This window comes from Acinetobacter sp. B-6, from assembly GCF_056930735.1.
Genome location: NZ_JBXPBY010000017.1, coordinates 21,406 through 38,637 on the forward strand (window position 1 = coordinate 21,406; position 17,232 = coordinate 38,637).

The 17,232-nt window shown below is 37.1% G+C and carries 16 protein-coding genes; 5 read left to right on the forward strand and 11 right to left on the reverse strand.

Annotated features, from left to right (window positions below; translation table 11 throughout):
• The first annotated feature begins 12 nt into the window (after positions 1 to 12).
• Both AC1Z3T_RS17940 and AC1Z3T_RS17945 read left to right on the forward strand, forming a co-directional pair.
• Positions 13 to 762 carry an ABC transporter ATP-binding protein gene (locus AC1Z3T_RS17940; RefSeq protein WP_100885718.1) on the forward strand — a complete coding sequence of 250 codons (750 nt, stop codon included), beginning with the start codon at positions 13 to 15 and terminating at the stop codon, positions 760 to 762.
• Complete coding sequence (locus AC1Z3T_RS17945; protein WP_100885717.1) at positions 763 to 3,351, forward strand: ABC transporter permease; 2,589 nt, start codon at positions 763 to 765, stop codon at positions 3,349 to 3,351.
• A gap of 297 nt (positions 3,352 to 3,648) precedes the next feature.
• Here AC1Z3T_RS17945 and AC1Z3T_RS17950 read toward each other — a convergent pair whose 3' ends face one another.
• Entirely contained in the window at positions 3,649 to 4,458 is an 810-nt protein-coding gene (locus AC1Z3T_RS17950; protein WP_005033035.1) for a rhomboid family intramembrane serine protease, read from the reverse strand.
• Between the two features lie 73 nt (positions 4,459 to 4,531).
• Here AC1Z3T_RS17950 and mtgA point away from each other — a divergent pair, with 73 nt between their 5' ends.
• Together mtgA and ppk1 are read left to right on the forward strand one after the other, a co-directional pair.
• On the forward strand, positions 4,532 to 5,206 hold the full coding sequence (gene mtgA, locus AC1Z3T_RS17955; protein WP_100885716.1) for a monofunctional biosynthetic peptidoglycan transglycosylase: 675 nt from the start codon (positions 4,532 to 4,534) through the stop codon (positions 5,204 to 5,206).
• A gap of 415 nt (positions 5,207 to 5,621) precedes the next feature.
• Positions 5,622 to 7,703, forward strand: a complete 2,082-nt coding sequence (gene ppk1 / locus AC1Z3T_RS17960; protein ID WP_100885715.1) for a polyphosphate kinase 1 — start codon at positions 5,622 to 5,624, stop codon at positions 7,701 to 7,703.
• Between the two features lie 67 nt (positions 7,704 to 7,770).
• On the opposite strand, the gene AC1Z3T_RS17965 is transcribed toward ppk1, so the two are convergent.
• The 9 genes from AC1Z3T_RS17965 to rubA all read right to left on the reverse strand — a co-directional run bounded on the left by AC1Z3T_RS17965 (position 7,771) and on the right by rubA (position 15,471).
• Positions 7,771 to 8,139, reverse strand: coding sequence for a lysozyme inhibitor LprI family protein (locus AC1Z3T_RS17965; protein ID WP_100885714.1), 369 nt, complete (start codon positions 8,137 to 8,139; stop codon positions 7,771 to 7,773).
• 411 nt (positions 8,140 to 8,550) lie between these two features.
• Positions 8,551 to 9,306: a hypothetical protein gene (locus AC1Z3T_RS17970; protein WP_100885712.1), complete on the reverse strand. Its 756-nt coding sequence runs from the start codon at positions 9,304 to 9,306 to the stop codon at positions 8,551 to 8,553.
• Positions 9,300 to 9,818 carry a PAAR domain-containing protein gene (locus tag AC1Z3T_RS17975; RefSeq protein ID WP_100885711.1) on the reverse strand — a complete coding sequence of 173 codons (519 nt, stop codon included), beginning with the start codon at positions 9,816 to 9,818 and terminating at the stop codon, positions 9,300 to 9,302. The genes AC1Z3T_RS17970 and AC1Z3T_RS17975 overlap by 7 nt, the downstream gene beginning before the upstream one ends.
• Positions 9,811 to 10,257, reverse strand: a complete 447-nt coding sequence (locus tag AC1Z3T_RS17980; RefSeq protein WP_100885710.1) for a PAAR domain-containing protein — start codon at positions 10,255 to 10,257, stop codon at positions 9,811 to 9,813. Before AC1Z3T_RS17980 ends, AC1Z3T_RS17975 begins: the two co-directional genes overlap by 8 nt.
• Positions 10,258 to 10,556: 299 nt before the next feature.
• Positions 10,557 to 11,735: a TCR/Tet family MFS transporter gene (locus tag AC1Z3T_RS17985; RefSeq protein ID WP_100885709.1), complete on the reverse strand. Its 1,179-nt coding sequence runs from the start codon at positions 11,733 to 11,735 to the stop codon at positions 10,557 to 10,559.
• Positions 11,736 to 12,102: 367 nt separating this feature from the next.
• On the reverse strand, positions 12,103 to 13,008 hold the full coding sequence (oxyR, locus tag AC1Z3T_RS17990; protein WP_004829493.1) for a LysR family transcriptional regulator OxyR: 906 nt from the start codon (positions 13,006 to 13,008) through the stop codon (positions 12,103 to 12,105).
• 13 nt (positions 13,009 to 13,021) lie between these two features.
• Complete coding sequence (gene estB, locus AC1Z3T_RS17995) at positions 13,022 to 13,960, reverse strand: esterase EstB (RefSeq protein WP_009586324.1); 939 nt, start codon at positions 13,958 to 13,960, stop codon at positions 13,022 to 13,024.
• 56 nt (positions 13,961 to 14,016) lie between these two features.
• The gene (locus AC1Z3T_RS18000; RefSeq protein WP_042090036.1) at positions 14,017 to 15,207 is read right to left on the reverse strand and encodes an NAD(P)/FAD-dependent oxidoreductase; all 1,191 of its coding nucleotides are present in this window, start codon (positions 15,205 to 15,207) and stop codon (positions 14,017 to 14,019) included.
• Positions 15,208 to 15,306: 99 nt separating this feature from the next.
• Positions 15,307 to 15,471, reverse strand: coding sequence for a rubredoxin RubA (rubA, locus tag AC1Z3T_RS18005; RefSeq protein WP_004678010.1), 165 nt, complete (start codon positions 15,469 to 15,471; stop codon positions 15,307 to 15,309).
• A gap of 495 nt (positions 15,472 to 15,966) precedes the next feature.
• Between rubA and AC1Z3T_RS18010 the strand changes: the two genes are divergently transcribed.
• A complete protein-coding gene (locus AC1Z3T_RS18010; RefSeq protein ID WP_100885708.1) occupies positions 15,967 to 16,512 on the forward strand; it encodes an adenine phosphoribosyltransferase in 546 nt (181 codons plus the stop codon).
• A gap of 71 nt (positions 16,513 to 16,583) precedes the next feature.
• Here the strand turns inward: AC1Z3T_RS18010 and AC1Z3T_RS18015 are convergent, their stop codons facing one another.
• Positions 16,584 to 17,081, reverse strand: a complete 498-nt coding sequence (locus AC1Z3T_RS18015; RefSeq protein WP_004829489.1) for a YqiA/YcfP family alpha/beta fold hydrolase — start codon at positions 17,079 to 17,081, stop codon at positions 16,584 to 16,586.
• Positions 17,082 to 17,232 lie beyond the last annotated feature (151 nt).

Genomic DNA, 17,232 nt, shown 5'->3' on the forward strand with positions numbered 1-17,232 from the left:
AGGTACTTTACAATGTCTAAGGTTCAGGATGCTTTAACTCCTCCCATCATGCCACAAGTGATAATTTCTGCACAGCAACTTACACAAAAGATAGAATTACCTCATCAAACGCTTACAATTTTTGAAAATTTAAATCTCGACATTTATGCAGGCGAACAGGTTGCAGTTACAGGGCGCTCTGGTTCGGGTAAGTCAACCTTATTGGGTATTCTGGCAACTTTAGATCAGGCGAGTGCAGGTCAACTCAATGTATGTGGCGAGCGTATTGAACATTTAAATGAAGAGCAACGGGCGTTGGTGCGACTTAAACACATTGGTTTTGTTTTCCAGTCTTTTCAATTGTTACCGCATTTGTCGGCTTTAGAAAATGTCATGTTACCTTTACGTTTACATTCTGATTTTAATTATGCACACGCAGAGCAAAAAGCACTCGATTTATTGGAAAAAGTCGGTTTAGCACGCCAAAGTCAACAAACACCCAAAGTATTATCTGGCGGAGAGCAACAACGTGTTGCGATCGCACGTGCGCTTATTTCAGATCCACAGATTATTTTTGCTGATGAACCAACAGGTAATTTAGATGAGCATACTGCGTATGAGATTGAGCAGTTATTATTTAGTTTGAATCAAGCATTAGGTACAACCTTAGTTTTAGTCACACATAACCCACAATTGGCAGCGCAATGTCAGCGTCATTATGAGTTAAAAGATGGTCATTTGATTGAACATTTACGATCCCCAAAGAGAAGTGAGGTTGTTTAAATGTTGAATCTTTTTAAACCTTTATTTCGGCAAAGTTTTGCTAGCTCAGGTATTTATTTACTGATCATTGCTTTGAGTTTAGCCATTAGTGCGACCACGGCTTTAAAGTTCAGTAACGATCAGGTTAAGCAAGCAGTTACTTTACAAGCCGCTAAAATGCAAGCTGCTGATTTAGTGCTGAGTGATACCAATCCAATTGACCCTCAATGGTTGAAAAAAGCTGAACAACTCAAGTTAAAACAGTCACATGTCACGATGTTCAGTTCTATGGCGTCGACTCGTGATCAATTTGTGATGGTCAATGTCAAAGCCATTGATCCATCATTTCCTTTACGTGGTGAGTTAAGGATTCGCCCTCAACAGTCCTTACAAAATGGCGGAATTTGGCTGAGTAAACGAGCCCAAGAATTATTAAAGCTCAATATCGGTGATCAAGTTCAAATTGCAAATGGTCAATTTAAAGTCACGGGCATCATTGAACATGATTCTAATCAAGAATTAGGTTTTTCTGCATTTTCACCGACAGTGATTATTGCTCAAGCTGATGTTGCAAAAACTGGGGCAATCCAAATCGGCAGTCGCATTGAGTATCGGCTGTTAATGGCGGGTGAAAAACAGTCGATTGAAGCTTATCAAGCCTTCTTTAAAACATTCAAAGCGCAAGAAAAGAAAAATTTTGCCCAGCAGTTTACACAGGATCAGCAGAAAAATTCTACGACTTCAGAAACAGGGCAGTCAGCGTCTGAAACGCAACTCATTCATACCCCATCTGAACCATCTCCTCAAGACTTGCAAACAGCGGATCAAGCTTTAGATGCCCAGAGCAACTTAAGACTACGTAATGCGGATGAAGGAAACTCACGTTTACTGAAACCGATTGAAAATCTTGATACGTTTTTACAATTGGCAAATATTCTGACGATTCTACTCTGTGGTTTAGCGATTGCTTTAACCAGCCAACGTTATGTGCAACAGAATCAAGATCATATTGCCTTGATGCGTTGCATGGGCGCAACCAGGCAACAGATTTTTCAAGCTTATTTGAGTTTATTGACTGTGGTGATTTTGATTGCGATCGTGATTGGAAGTTTGTTGGGACTGGTTTTAGGTTATTCATTGCTACAACTCATGTTGCAAATGATTCCAAACCTAGAATTACAATTTTCAATATGGCAGATATTTTTAGGTCCATTACCGATCGCTATTTTCACCAGTGCAATTGTACTGATTGGATTTATTCTGCCGAGTTTATGGCAATTGCTCAATACCCCTCCGATACGTGTTATTCGCCAACAGGAAAAATCAGCAGGCTCTATATTATGGATGATGGCGACAGGTTTAATCAGTCTGATTATTTTTAGCTTGGTATTGACTGAGAATCTAACGCTGACAGCAGTGATCATGGGTGCAGTCATTGTCCTGACTGGATTATTGTATGCGATGGTTTGGTCAGTCTTAAAGACGCTGAAAGCGATGAAAAGTCGTTTCTCTGCTTATATTCGAACACCTTCTCAAACAGCTTTGCAAATTACAGCTTTGGCACTAGGTTTGAGTTTAATTACGGTATTGGCTGTATTACGTACTGATTTATTGGAGCGTTGGCAGCAACAGTTGCCTGAAGGTACTCCAAATCAATTTATTTATGGTTTACCTCCATTTGAACTTGAAGCATTTAAACAACAGTTGGCGCAACATCACTGGGAAAGTACACCACTATATCCCAATGTTAAAGGGCGTTTGCTGGCTAAAAATGGTCAGGCTTTTCCTGATTCGTTGGTAAAAAGTAATAATTCATTACGCCGTGAGTTAAATTTAACTCAAGCAGATCATTATCCACAGGACAATATCATTGTTGCTGGTCAGTCTAAATTGACAGAAGTTGGACAAGTTTCGGTTGAAGCAAAATTGGCTGAAGAGTTGGGGATTAAGATAGGGGATCGTTTAACCTTTAGTTTGCCAGAAGGAAACTTACAAGCTCAGGTGGTAAATTTACGTACTGTTCAATGGCAAAGTTTTAGCCCAAATTTCTTCTTTATTTTTACGCCTAAGACATTGGATGAAAATGCGGGAAGCTATTTAGGGAGCTTTTATGTGTCACCTGCGGACAAAGATAAAATGATTAATTTAATCCAACAATTTTCAAATACAGTGTTTATCGATGTGTCTTTAATTTTTGATGAAATTAAACAACTGGTTTCTGTCTTGGTGAAAATTATTACAGTATTGGCTGTCTTGGTCAGTTTGTCGGGTTTTCTTGTTTTGATTGCTTGTATTAATTTGTTGATGGATGAGCGCAAAAGAGAAGTCGCGCTATTACGTTCATTCGGTAGCTCAAAACGACAGTTAAAAAACATGATGAGCATGGAAATAGGTTTTATTGGGCTGTTGGCAGGGATTGTGTCGTGTTTCTTTGCTGAAGTAATTAGTGCGATTGCCAGTTATCGTATGGAGATGCCTTTACAATTTCACTGGGAAATTTGGTTTATTCTGCCTATTTTGATGGCGGTCTTATGTGCAGTAATCGGAAGGTACCGTTTAAGCTATTTGTCCGATATTCCACCTTTACAGAGCTTAAGAGAACTGAATTAAAACAAGATGATTGAACAACAATCATTGCGCTATTCTGACGATTCCAGTTTATGGATATTATGAAGTGATGGCAATAAAGAGGCTCACTTTTTGGTGAGCTTCTTTGAATTACAACTTTAGATGTAAAGTGTGACATTGAATGCGTTATATCGCCAAACAATGATCCATAGTAGTAATTTTATGAATCAAGAAAACTTATATTTTGCTGTATGCATTTTTCAACAGATTGACTATAAATCCTCGACTGAAATACTTTAATTTTTAGGGATGATTTAAATTTTGCACATACACTGCTGATCAAAATTGTAATTGCGCTCGCATTTGTGAAACTGCTTCTTGCCAAAGTGGTGTAATTGGACCCACCAAATGTTGGCAATACAGATATGTCGCATATGTAACAGCGATGCCTAAAATCACAATGATCATATTTACAGCAATCGGTGCTTTCATACGTTGCATGACATACCAAGCTAAAGCCATCACAGCTCCCATTAACATGCCTCCAATATGCGCAGCATTGTTGATTCCAGAAGCAAGGAAGCCGAATGCTAAGTTGATTGCAAGCACCGTTAAGAGTGATCTTTTATCCAGAACAAATCTCTGGTTTGGAGTAGGTGGGAACAAAGAAAGTAGGGTTAAAGCACCACCTAAGCCCATTACTGCCCCAGATGCTCCAGCGGATACATGAGGAATCAGTTTTTGGTCAAAGTGCTGTAAAAATTCATAACTATTCCGAATATCCAAGTAGCCACTGAGTAGACTTCCCATCAACCCCGCTAATAAATACAGTCCCAGGAAATAAAATTTCCCAAAGGTTTTTTCAGCGACATCACCAAAAATATACAGTGCCCACATATTCATCAACAGATGCAAAATGCCAAAATGAAAAAACATACTGCTGAATAAACGATAAGGTTCCTCTAGAAAGGTTAAAGGTGCATAATCAGCACCCCAACGCAAAGCATCCAATGTGGTGGGGTCAGTAATATTAACGCCTGACAAAACTTGGATGGCGAATAAACCTACATTGATTGCAATTAACAATAAGGTGATTTTGCCAATCGTGTTGGGTGAGTTATAGATGGATGAGTCTTGATAATTCGACATGCTATTTCTTAGCTTTTTATTGATAGATTCAGCTTAACATGAAATGTCAGCATTTTCGGAGTAAACAGCTGAGATGAAAGCTTTTATTGTTCGTGCTTTGTTAATCATAATCAGTATTTTGATTTTGATTCAGCTATGGATTTTCTCCAGTTTAGTGTATTGGCGTACCCATGATGTAGAAACCACAATGTTTATGCGCTGGACATATTTCTCAGATTTTAAACCGATTGAACATCAATGGCGCAATTATGATGAGATAAGTGACAACATTAAGCATGCAATTGTTGCGGCTGAAGATGCCAAGTTTTTAGATCATCATGGTTTCGATTGGGATGGGATCGAAGATGCTTTGCAACGTAATCTAAAGAAAGACAAAGTTGTCGCTGGGGGTTCAACCATTTCGCAACAACTGGCTAAAAATTTATTTTTCTATAACCGTCGTTCAGTGATTCGTAAAGGGCAGGAAGCCATTGCAACGACCATGATGGAGCGTATGTGGACCAAGCAGCGTATTCTTGAAGTGTATTTGAATTCTGTTGAGTTTGGCGATCATATCTATGGAGTAGAAGCAGCCTCACGTTATTATTTTGGTAAAAGTGCAAAAAGTTTAAACCGAGAGCAAGCTGCCTTTTTAGCGGTGATTTTGACCAATCCCAAATACTATCAAGAAAATCGCAATGATCCTAAATTGCTCTATCGAAAAAAACTGGTATTAAAATATATGCGTTATACCCGTATCCCAAAATAATCTGCAATATTTAAAAAGTGAAATTATCATGTTAGGGTCTGTGGACAATTCGTCTATGTTTGCGACTAGGTGTGTTTTTTAGACGATTCTAGGCATGAAATACGAAATTTAGTCATTCTAAATGAGTAGTTCGTAACGACGAAGCGACAAAAAACACACTAGTCCCGAAGGGTTGTGGCTAAAATTATCTCAGGCTACGTTATGAAACTTGAAAATAGTCTCGCTATTCTCTTCATTTCATGCCTTGCCTGCTCAATTTTAACCTACAACGCAAGTCATTTATGAAATGTCCACAGCCCCTAAGAAAAGCACAAAAAAAATGTGCTTTTTTTATATCGTGATGCTTTTTTTATGAAATTGTCATAAATTTGAAGCATACTAGAATAATGACATTTTCTTGATGCAGGTTTATTGCATGAATACCGCAGTGACTCCAACAACACCGACAGAATATTCTTATAATGAACGATATATCAATCGTGAACTTTCTATCTTAGATTTCCATTTGCGTGTTTTAGAGCAAGCTGTTGATCCTCTGCATCCGCTACTAGAGCGTATGAATTTTTTGCTGATTTTTTCTCGCAACATGGACGAGTTTTTTGAGATTCGTGTCGCTGGAATGATGGAGCAATTAACGCTGGGGAATGAAAGTCGTTCACCTGATGGGCTTACACCTAAGCAAATTCTAGATCAAATCTCTAAAACAGCCCATGAAGCCATTGAACGCCAATACCGTATCTTAAATGAAGAGATATTCCCGAAACTCCGTGAAGAAGATATTTGTTTCTTACGTCGTGGAGAACTGACACCTGCTCAGTCGGTGTGGATTAAAAAATATTTTCAAGAACAAGTTGCGCCTGTATTGACGCCAATTAGTCTTGATCCTGCGCACCCATTCCCACGCTTAGTAAATAAAAGCTTAAACTTTATTGTCACTTTAGAAGGTAAAGATGCTTTTGGTCGACAAATTGATTTAGCGGTTGTTCCAGCACCTCGTTCTTTACCGCGTGTGGTACGTTTACCTGATGAATTGACGGGCGGTAAAGAACATTTTGTAATGTTGTCTGCGATTATTCATGAACATGTCTCTGATTTATTCCCAGGGATGACTGCAACAGGTTGCTATCAGTTCCGTGTGACACGTAATGCAGATTTAGCGCTGAACGAAGATGTTGAAGACTTGGCGAAAGCACTTAAAGGTGAATTGAGTTCACGTCGTTTTGGTCGTGCGGTGCGTTTAGAAGTCACTGAAAACTGTCCAAAACATATTTATGAATATTTGTTGGATGAATTTGATTTAGAAGAAGAGCAACTTTATAAAGTCGATGGACCAGTAAATCTCGCACGTTTAGTATCGAATTTTAAACGTCCACATATGCGCTATGATTCACATGTGCCTGCAATTCCAAAAGTATTGAAAAAGTCTGAAAATATTTTTTCAGCCATGCAGAAGCAAGATATTCTTTTGCACCATCCCTTCGAATCTTTTGCACCAGTAATCAATTTGTTGCGTGAAGCAGCACGAGATCCTCAAGTTCTTGCGATCAAACAAACCTTGTATCGTAGTGGAGCGGATTCAGAAATCGTACAGGTGTTAGCCGAAGCGGCGCGAAATGGTAAAGAAGTCACAGCAGTGATTGAACTGCGTGCTCGTTTTGATGAAGAATCAAACATTGCTGTCGCCAATGTATTGCAAGAAGCAGGTGCCGTGGTGGTGTATGGTATTGTGGGTTATAAGACACATGCCAAAATGATTTTGGTGGTTCGCCGTGAGAATAATAAACTTGTTCGTTATGTTCATTTAGGAACAGGCAACTATCATGCAACCAATGCACGCATATATACCGATTATGGTTTATTAACCACAGACAAAGAACTCTGTGAAGATGTGCATCGTATTTTTCAAGAGTTGACGGGCATGGGTAAAATGGCGAAGTTGAAAAAACTTCTACATGCACCGTTTACCTTACATGCACAGTTAATCGCTTATATTGATGATGAAATTGCCAATGCCAAAGCGGGTAAACCAGCTCAAATCATTGTGAAGGTGAATGCTTTAACAGAGGTTCAGTTAATCAATAAGTTGTATGAGGCTTCGCAAGCAGGTGTACAAGTCGATTTGATTATTCGTTCAATCTGCTGTTTACGTCCTGGTTTAGCAAATCTCTCGGAAAATATTCGTGTACGTTCAATTGTTGGACGTTTCTTGGAACATACCCGTGTTTATTATTTTGGTAATAACGGAAATGCCCGTATTTATTGCTCAAGTGCGGACTGGATGGATCGAAACTTATTTAATCGTGTCGAAGTATGTTTCCCAATCGAAGATCCTGCACTGAAAAAGCGTATTTATCAGCAAGGTTTGGTGAATTATCTTAAAGATAATACTCAAGCTTGGTTGTTACAAGGTGATGGGACATGGGTTCGTGCTCAACCTAAAGAAGGTGAAACTGTACACAATGCACAAAAAACCTTATTAGAGCATTTTAACGGCTAAACTTAATATTTCACGATTTAAACCCGATTGATTTCAATCGGGTTTTAACAACTGATTATGAATGCCTTTACTTGTATTTTTTGATAAAGTTAATACGTTCTTTAGTCATATCAATTTCACATTGTAAAGCGTCAAAGTGACTTTCACGATCATAGTTGGCTTCATCTACTACACATTGAGTTTCTCTCTCTTTAATCCAAATGTGTTGTAATCGTTGAAGTTCTTCCTTACTACTTTTTTTTAAGTTAGCCATTTTTTGTTTATAAGTAGTATTGAGCTTATTATCTACAACTTTATATTCATCAATATAGCAACCCACAATATCATTGTGATTTGTACTGTTTGGAACACATTTAACTTGATAGCTAGTATCAGCAAACGCCAATGTGTTACCAAACAGTATGATTAAAATGAATAAATAAATTTTTCTATTCATAACAATTATACTTAAGCCCCTTTTCAAATATATCAGCTTCCTCTCTGCGTTGTTTTCCTAACCCCTATTATTTTTATTAAATTAAATATTCTTTTTCCTTTTATAGATTAATCGAATTATAAGAGTTATTGTTGAAATCAATGATATTGTTGGTAATACAGCACCTCGAAATAGGCTATTTTGATACCCTTTATAGATAAATGTAGATAAAAAATCTTGTTCAGCATAACCAATAGATGCATAATTAAAAAAATATCCCATTATGGATGCATATATTCCAGAAAATACAAAAAAAGAAAGGATTTTGTTAACTTTATCTTTAATGAAAAAAATAGAGTTTAGACTTAATGAAGCAATTAATAATGTAAGAATTACACTATAGACAGTAATATAATAATTGTAACTTTCCATTTAACCTCCAAGTGCATTTTTAATAAAATCTGCTGAAATACGACCTTCCTTTCGTGTTTTAGCAATTACTTTTCCATTATTATAAATTACTCGTGTCTCATGTCGATAATCTTGTTTAGAAATATCCTTAGTTCCACCTCTATTAGGGCTTGCAAAATCAGTATGCCCAATAACTACACTTCTCTTTTTACCAACTTTGAATAAAGCAATTGATATTAATGCACTAAGAGTATCTGATTCTCCATCAAATGCAGTATTACAACCATGTATTTCTATTTTTGATTCATTTGTAAAAACATTAAATTTAATATCAGAAACAGTATATAGATTGCTCCAATTACTGTTTCCAAAAAGACTCCATTCACTATATTTTGTTGCCCAATCTTTATATAAGTTTGAAGCCAAATTATATGTATCTACTGTATCCTTTGTTAGATTTTTTTTAAGAGATGCTCCAATTACAGAATAAAGACCCAGATCGGAACCATGTGCAAAAACATCTAAAGATTGAATTGAGTTTTCGGTCTGAGAATTAATTAAGTCTATGAATTGTTTCATACCATTTGAGATAAAATAAGATTTAATTGGTAAATCATTTTTATAATCAGCAATTACATTCTTTGAAGCATGGAAAAAAGCTCCATTATCTCCAAGTGATTTAGCACCACCATATAAAACCAATCGTATTGGAGATCCCAACTTTACAATTTCAACTTTTGCATTTTTTGTCGTTTTGGTTGAATGTCGATCTACCATGAATCAGCCTCAAAAAGTTTAATTTCAATATCTTGTTCCTTTTCTGCAAATTCTAATTTTTCTGTCATTCCATTTTCATCAGTTATGCCTTCAACAGCACGCCCATCGGCATAAGTAATAACATATTTAACATTTTTATATGGTTGATTATTTAAATTATTTACTAACTGATAGTGACCTGAATATAGCATTAAGCTTTTAGCTATAAAGCTTGATGAATTTGAGTTTCTTCTATAATTTTCCCCTTGACTAGTTCCAACAACATGATCTTGTTTCGGTAAAATTTTTGCTCCACAACTTAATAGATCATCGGCATAAGCGACTGGTTTACCATCCATAATAATATGATTATGACTAGCTTGTATTGTTGACCAACATTTACATTTAGGGCAAAAGTGACCATCTCCTGCGCGCAAAAATAAATTTCCCATTTGAGATGTTCTGTGTTGTGTTGCTTGAATAATCCCACCATGGTTGGTCATCGAATTATTGATTGCGAAACCTTTAGCCATTATTAACTCCTTCTTTTTGAGTTAAAAAACCTACAGGAACTTTATCTCCTTTGAAAATATTAATAACAACGGATTTATTTGGACTATCAATAATTTCATCACCATTTTCTAAATGACTCCCCACAAAAGCAACAGACTTTCCATTTATCATACAAGCTTGACCTGTACCTGAAACAATTTTAGAGATTGTTCCATCAGCATAAATTACTTCATCACCGACTAAAGCTATAGCTAAGCCACAAATTTTGTATTCAACAGCACTAGCATTTACTAATCCACCATTTCTAGTTTTAGCCCCATTTACGGCAAAGTGATAAAGTGTTTTTGGTTTATGTTGAAAATAAAGCTGTCCAGCTTTTATAGTTTGCTCAATATCTTCTTGAGACATTTGCTTTAATTGCTCTATAGGCAATTCATGTAAAAATTTCGGACTCGACATTTTTATATCCTTAAAATTATTTAGACTGTAATAAAGTTTGCTGAAAAAGCTAACATTATAAAATAATTGATGTTTTTTATATTTTAGAGTTTTTAAGCAAATTAAAACCGCAAACAATTACGATTTAATATGATTATTGCGAAAGTAAAATTTTGAACAAAAAAAGTTAAAGCGCTTAAAATATAACATAAAAATACAGTTAAGAAATATTAAATAATAAATATTTATAAATGTATGCTAATCTAGCTATTAATCTATGTTAATAAATATGGTCTAAAATCCCCCTAGATAGCTGGGATTTAAAGCGGTTTAGCTTTGAGTTGAAACAGTATCAAAGGGAGGACAAACAAATAAATAATTGCAACTATTAACCAGATTGCACCTGACCATTGAGTATGAAAGTGAAAATAAATACTCGAAAAAAATAAGGGGGCAATGACTGAGGCTAGACTCACGGTAGATGCAATCAAGCCCTGAAATTGACCTTGTTGATCAGCAGAAACTTTTGTAGATGCTAACGCTTGTAAGGATGGTGTTCCAATACTGCCTAAGGCAAAAATTGGCATAATGACAAAGATGATCCAACCTTGTTGAGCAAAAGCCATGATATTTAGAGCAACAAAGAGACAGCCTAATCCAATGAGTACGGTATTTCGTTCACCCCAAAATTTGACAGCATGTTGAGGGAGCAAGGATTGAACCAGAACTTGGCATAATCCAAAAGTACCTAAAGAGAGCCCGACCCAAAAACTGTTCCAATGAAAGGTATCATGTCCCCAAAGTGCCCAGCAAACCCCATAAGCCTCACCACAGGCACTGAATATAAAAAATATTACCATTAGAGGAATTAGGTTTCTTTGACTAAGTGCAACTTTAAATATTTTAAATGGATTTAAACTGGCATGCTTTTGAATGGTGGCATGTTGGGGGCGAGATTCAGCTAAAGCAAAGAGAGCAATTAAAAAATTCAATCCCGTCAAAAATGCGGCGATCAGAAAGGGGAGTTTGAGTCCGTATTGTCCTAATAGTCCACCGAGTACAGGACCTATAATGAAGCCCAAACCAAACATGGCATTGAATCTACCAAAGTACTTGGCGCGATTTTCTGTTGATGAAATATCAACGATATAAGCTGAAGCGACAGCCATATTGGCACTGGTCATTCCAGCAATGACTCTTCCGATGAACAACCAACTTAAATGCGAAGAGAAGGCCAATAATAGATAGCTGATCGTTGAGCCAGCTAAAGAAATTAACAGTACAGGTCTTCTTCCTATTTTATCGCTTAAACTGCCTAAAATCGGAGAGAAAATGAATTGCATCATTGCATAACAACCGATGAAAAAACCCATCAAGAGTGCTACGTTTTGTTGTTGGCTTAGCGTTTTAAGTAATGAGGGGAGTAATGGGAATACAATTCCGATTCCAATCGAATCTAAAACAATCGTTGAAAAAATAATAAATAAAGGTCGATTCATGGTGCGTCCTATCGAAAATTCAGGCACAGAAAAACTGTGGAAACCTGTTAACGATGCTTGAAATATCCAAGCCCTTGGGAACGCTGACCAATAGAGTGATTGGCTATGTGTCGCTTACAGCATTTTCAATGATTGAAAATAAAATCAAGTAAGTCGATTTTTCGCGATTTTTTATCGTAACAAACCATACAAAGTTAGAAAGCTAACGGTGTAATGTGCAAATATTAACACCTTTAGTTTGAAGAAAACACCATCTTTAAAATTTGGCAAACCCGCTAAACATAAATTCGGTGATTCAATGAATTATTTGCTTAACATTAAGGATTAAAAAAGGAGTCATATTTGACTCCTTTTAGAAATTCGCAGATTAACGTAAATTGGTGGTGATCTTCTGAAGAATTTGCAACAAGACATCAAATTCACTTTGCAGTGGTGTGCTTTTACGTGTGACCAAAGCGAGTGTACGAGATGGTGCATTTTCAATTGGTTTTACCACAATTTGATCATTGTTTTTCAACATATGGGCATGAATCGCAATCTCAGGGAGTAAGGTATAGCCCAAGTTTGAACTCACCATTTCAACCAGTGTTGGTAAAGAACTTGCCTTTAAACGATGATCATTTTTACGTTCACCAATTGGGCAAACACTTAAAGTATGATCTCGCAGGCAATGTCCTTCTTCAAGCAACATCAGATGTGACAAATCTAGGTCATCTAAACTTCTTGCATTCATGGCATTTTGATCTGCTTTATTGCAAACCAAGAATAAATCTTCTTTTGCAATTTCAGCAACTTTTAGACCGCGTGTATCAAAAGGCAATGCCAGCATGATCACATCTAAATTACCATGCTCAAGTTTTTCAACAATTTTTTCACTTTGTGCTTCGTGTAAATGTAGTTGAATCTTAGGAAGTTGTTTATGCACTTCTTCCAAAAGTTGAGACAAAATAAATGGTGCGATGGTGGGAATGATCCCTAAATGTAAATCACCAGTCAAAGGCTCACTCATTTCACGACTTAAACGCATTAAGTCTTGTGCATCGGCGAGTAGAACACGGGCTCGGGCAACAACTTGTTCACCTAAGGGAGTTAAACGTACGTTTTGGCGATCACGTTCTACGAGTACGCCACCCAATAAACGCTCTAACTCCATAATTCCACCCGATAATGTGGATTGAGTTACAAACGAACGGCGCGCTGCTTCAGTAAAGTGCAACGTCTCAGACAATGTCACTAAATATGACAACTGTCTTAGGGATGGTAATGCAGCCATAGTGTCCTAATGCTTATGATTTAAAATGATGTGCAAATAAGCCGCTAAGTTGAGGAACAAAATGCGGTGGGATATCATGCCCCATTCCTTCAATTAATTCAAATTTAGCGCCCGAAATTGCTTTCGCAACTGCCTTACCATGACTTGGAGGTAGTAAACGATCTTTAGAACCATGTAACACCAGCGTTGGCTTATTGATCTGTTTATCCAATTTAAGTAAGGAACCTGTACATAATATTGCTAAAAACTGTTGAAGTACACCCGCAGGATGATAACTACGGCGATATAATTTACGTGCCGTCTGAATTGCTTCAACTTGATTAATATAACCTGGTGACCCAATCATTTGAAAAACCTTGAGTGAATGATTCACAATCCCTTCTTCATCACGAGATTCAGGCTTGCCTATTAGACTAAAGAGTTGCTTTGGAAAAGGCGGGGGCAAGAGCGGTTGGTTGTTACTGGTAAATAAAAGTCCAACTTTCTCAATTTTTTCTGGATATTTTGCCGCTAAAATTTGAGAAATCATTCCACCCATTGAAGCACCGAGAATATGCGGTTTTTCAATTCCTAAGCGATCAATCAATAACGCGACATCATCTGCCATATCAAATAGATTATAGGGTGCGCCATCATTCGGTAAGCCTAATGCAAAACGCCCCATGAGTTTATACGAGTTTAAACGTGGACCTTTGTGGCGAATTTTTGACGATAAGCCAATATCACGATTGTCAAAACGAATGACATGAAAGCCTTGATCTATGAGGGACTTACAAAAAAAGTCGGGCCAAAATAACATTTGCGCTCCCAACCCCATAATCAAAAGAATCGAAGGGTGTTCGGGGTTTCCTCCTGTTTCGACATGAAGTTGAATACCATTACCTAAATCGACTTTGGTTTCATTCATGAATGAAGCATACGGTGAAATTTGGAATTGAAGTGCGCTATTCATTGTTATTTTCCTAAGCAAGGATATTTTGATTAAAAAATATCCTTGCTATTAAACCCTTAAACTGATGCAGGAATCAAGTCTGGAACCAGTTTTGTTAAAGTAAGTCGTTGTTTACCTGCCGTTGCTCCTAGTAAGACGAAACCACGTAATGTTCCATCAGCATCAGTGGCTTTAGATAACATTCCATCGTCAAACTCTTCATTTTCCCACGTGACTTCAACACCAATTGGCGCAGGTAAGACCGTTAATGGTGCAGCTGGCGTTTTTACCGCAACAGGCATTGCTGGGTAATGAACTGTGGTCGTTTGACCACTTAATGTTTTGGCTAAAGCGCGAGCTTGTTGCATGATTGGCATTACATATGGTAACAGTGTTCCATTTACTTCCGCACAGTCACCAATTGCAAAAATATCCGCTTGATTGGTTTCAAGTAAAGTATTGGTAATCACGCCGCGGCTGGTGTTGATTTCTGCTGTCTTTGCTAACGCGATATTCGGTTGTAGACCAATCGCGGAAAGGACCACATCTGCGACCAATGACTGACCACTTGCCAATGAAACGATATAACCGCGTTCGGTTTTAGATACTTTTTCTACAGTTGTACCTAAAACAAAGTTGATGCCCGATTCTTCAAGATTTTCTTTAAATGCTTGTGCGACATGCTGCGGAAGCAGACGACCTAAGGGTTGTGGTGCCAAATCAATCACTGTGACTTGATGACCTGTATTTTGTAAATCATTGGCAAATTCGCAACCGATCAGACCCGCACCCAAGATCACGACACGTTTATTTCCGCATTCACCTGTCGTGCAATGTTCCAATGTTTCTCGAAATGCACGATAGTCAATCAGCGAGTTCACGACATGGATGTCGTCACTGCCATCACCAGCAATGGCTAAGCGAATTGGGTTTGCACCAACAGCAAGGATGAGTTTCGAGTAGGCTTGAGTTGAAGTCTGACCATCTTTCTCAAGAGTCAACTCATGCTTTTCTGCATCAATGTTTTTTACCCAAGTTTCTTTTTCGATGCGCATGTTTAATTGCGTACTCATTTTTTCAGCATCGCCTAAACCTATTTGCTCAGGTGCTTTTTTGCCAACTAAGGCATTCGACAATGTAGGTTTCGCATAATTGACCGCATCATCTGCGCAAATCATCACTAACGCTTGTTCAGTGTTTAACTTACGGAATTCTCTTGCCAGTGTATAACCTGCCATACCAGAACCGATGATGATGATTGGTTGCATATCTTTCTCCATACATGCCTAAAAGAGTGGGGGATTGAATAATTTTTATGACAAATATACGTAAAAAAGACCATGTAAACATGGTCTTTACGCGATATTTTAGATTTCTACCATTTCAAAGTCTGCTTTAGAAACACCGCAGTCTGGGCAAGTCCAGTCGTCTGGGATATCTTCCCATTTGGTACCTGCTGCGATGCCGTCTTGTGGCCAACCCTCTGCTTCGTCATAAATCCAACCACAAACGATGCATTGATATTTCTTCATCTGATTCTCCGATAACTGACAGGTAGATTGCTTTTCTGCCAGTAAAATTCCATCCGCTGCTTGACTCAAATAATATGCAAATAAAGTGTGTACATATTCCTCTAAATTTTTACGCAGTTCTGTGTCTAAAGTAAAGTAAATATCGGAGTTTATCTCACTCTTGTAAAAGCTGAATGGCAGGTCAGGACAAAAGCAATGTTTATTATGCCAACTGATTGGGTAAAGTTTTTAAGGAAACTGATTTTTAGTAAATGTCAATCTGAGGTCCTAAATTGCTTAAATCATTGAATATAGACTAAGGTCTGAATGATAAATTATAAAAGTATTGTTAAAATAAAATAAGGTTAAACTATAGCTAATATTTTGTATAAAAATGGCTTTAATAAAATCAATAACTTAAATAAGTGCAAGATTTTTCTGGGTTTGGTATCGCTGTCAATTTTGCTTAAAAAGTGTTAAAATTCACGCATTAATTTTCTTTTAAATATCTCCCTAATGATGAACATGTCTACTGCTTTGTGGTCAAGTATTCGTACTGTCCAAGATTTTCCAAAACCAGGTATTTGTTTTTATGATTTAACCCCATTGTTTATGAACAATCTGGGTGAATTGGCTGATGCATTGATTGCAAGTATTCCTGTTGAACAATTGGCAGAGGTGGAGAGTTTTGTTGCGGTAGAAGCGCGTGGTTTTGTTTTAGCGAGCTTATTGGCACAACGTACAGGCAAGGGGTTATTGCTGGTGCGTAAAGCAGGAAAATTGCCACCACCGGTTGTTGGCGTGGGCTATAGTCTGGAATATGGTTTAGATCGTTTGGAAATGTCCGCTAACATTGCACCACAAAAAGTGATTATTGTGGATGATGTATTGGCAACAGGTGGAACACTCAAAGCAGTCAACCAATTGATGCACAAATGTCATCATACAGTATTGGGTGCGAGTATTTTTCTTGATTTGCCTGACTTACATCAAGACTTGGGTTTAAAGATTTGGTCTGTCTTAGATGAACGATCAAAACCCGTAGAAAAAGCAGTCGCTTAATCTGTTTAAAAGCCTTGTTTTAACAAGGCTTTTTTATATATGCATCGACAAGTTTAGCCTGTTCATAGAAATCAATAAATAAAAGTCTGTTCCATATAGCGAATTAAGCGATTTAGATTTTCGGGTTGAGCCAATCGATGATGTCCCCCTTCAACAGTTTCAATCTGCATATATGGGTCTAATTGTTCAAAAACTTTGTACATATCCAAGACTTCATCACCCAATTCAATATATGCAATTTGAGGAATATCATGCTCAAGATCAGCTTCATTGATCTCAGGATAATCGTCACGAAAGTCAGGTTTTAAACTTGGATTGGCAATCACAGTCGGGATACGATGTTTCTGAGACATTTTTAATGACCAATAGCCACCTAAACTATGTCCTACCAATAAATCTGGCTTAATTTTTTCAATGATATCGTGATAAAAACGTTCAACAGTTTGATAGTTTAAATTGCGATAATCCACATTAATGCAATATTTTTTAATTGCATTGATGGCATGGAACTTGGTTGATTCTTTAGATGAATCCAAGCCATGTAAAAATAAAATTTTAGTATTGCTCATTGTTATCACTTGCATATTGTCTTTATATCTATAGACAGAAACAATAATTCATGGATTTAAAAACTTTCCATTTCAACTATTTTTGGTATGAAGCTAGTGTACTGAGCAAGATATTTTTTATAACTTAGCTTTTGGTCTAAGAACTTTTATT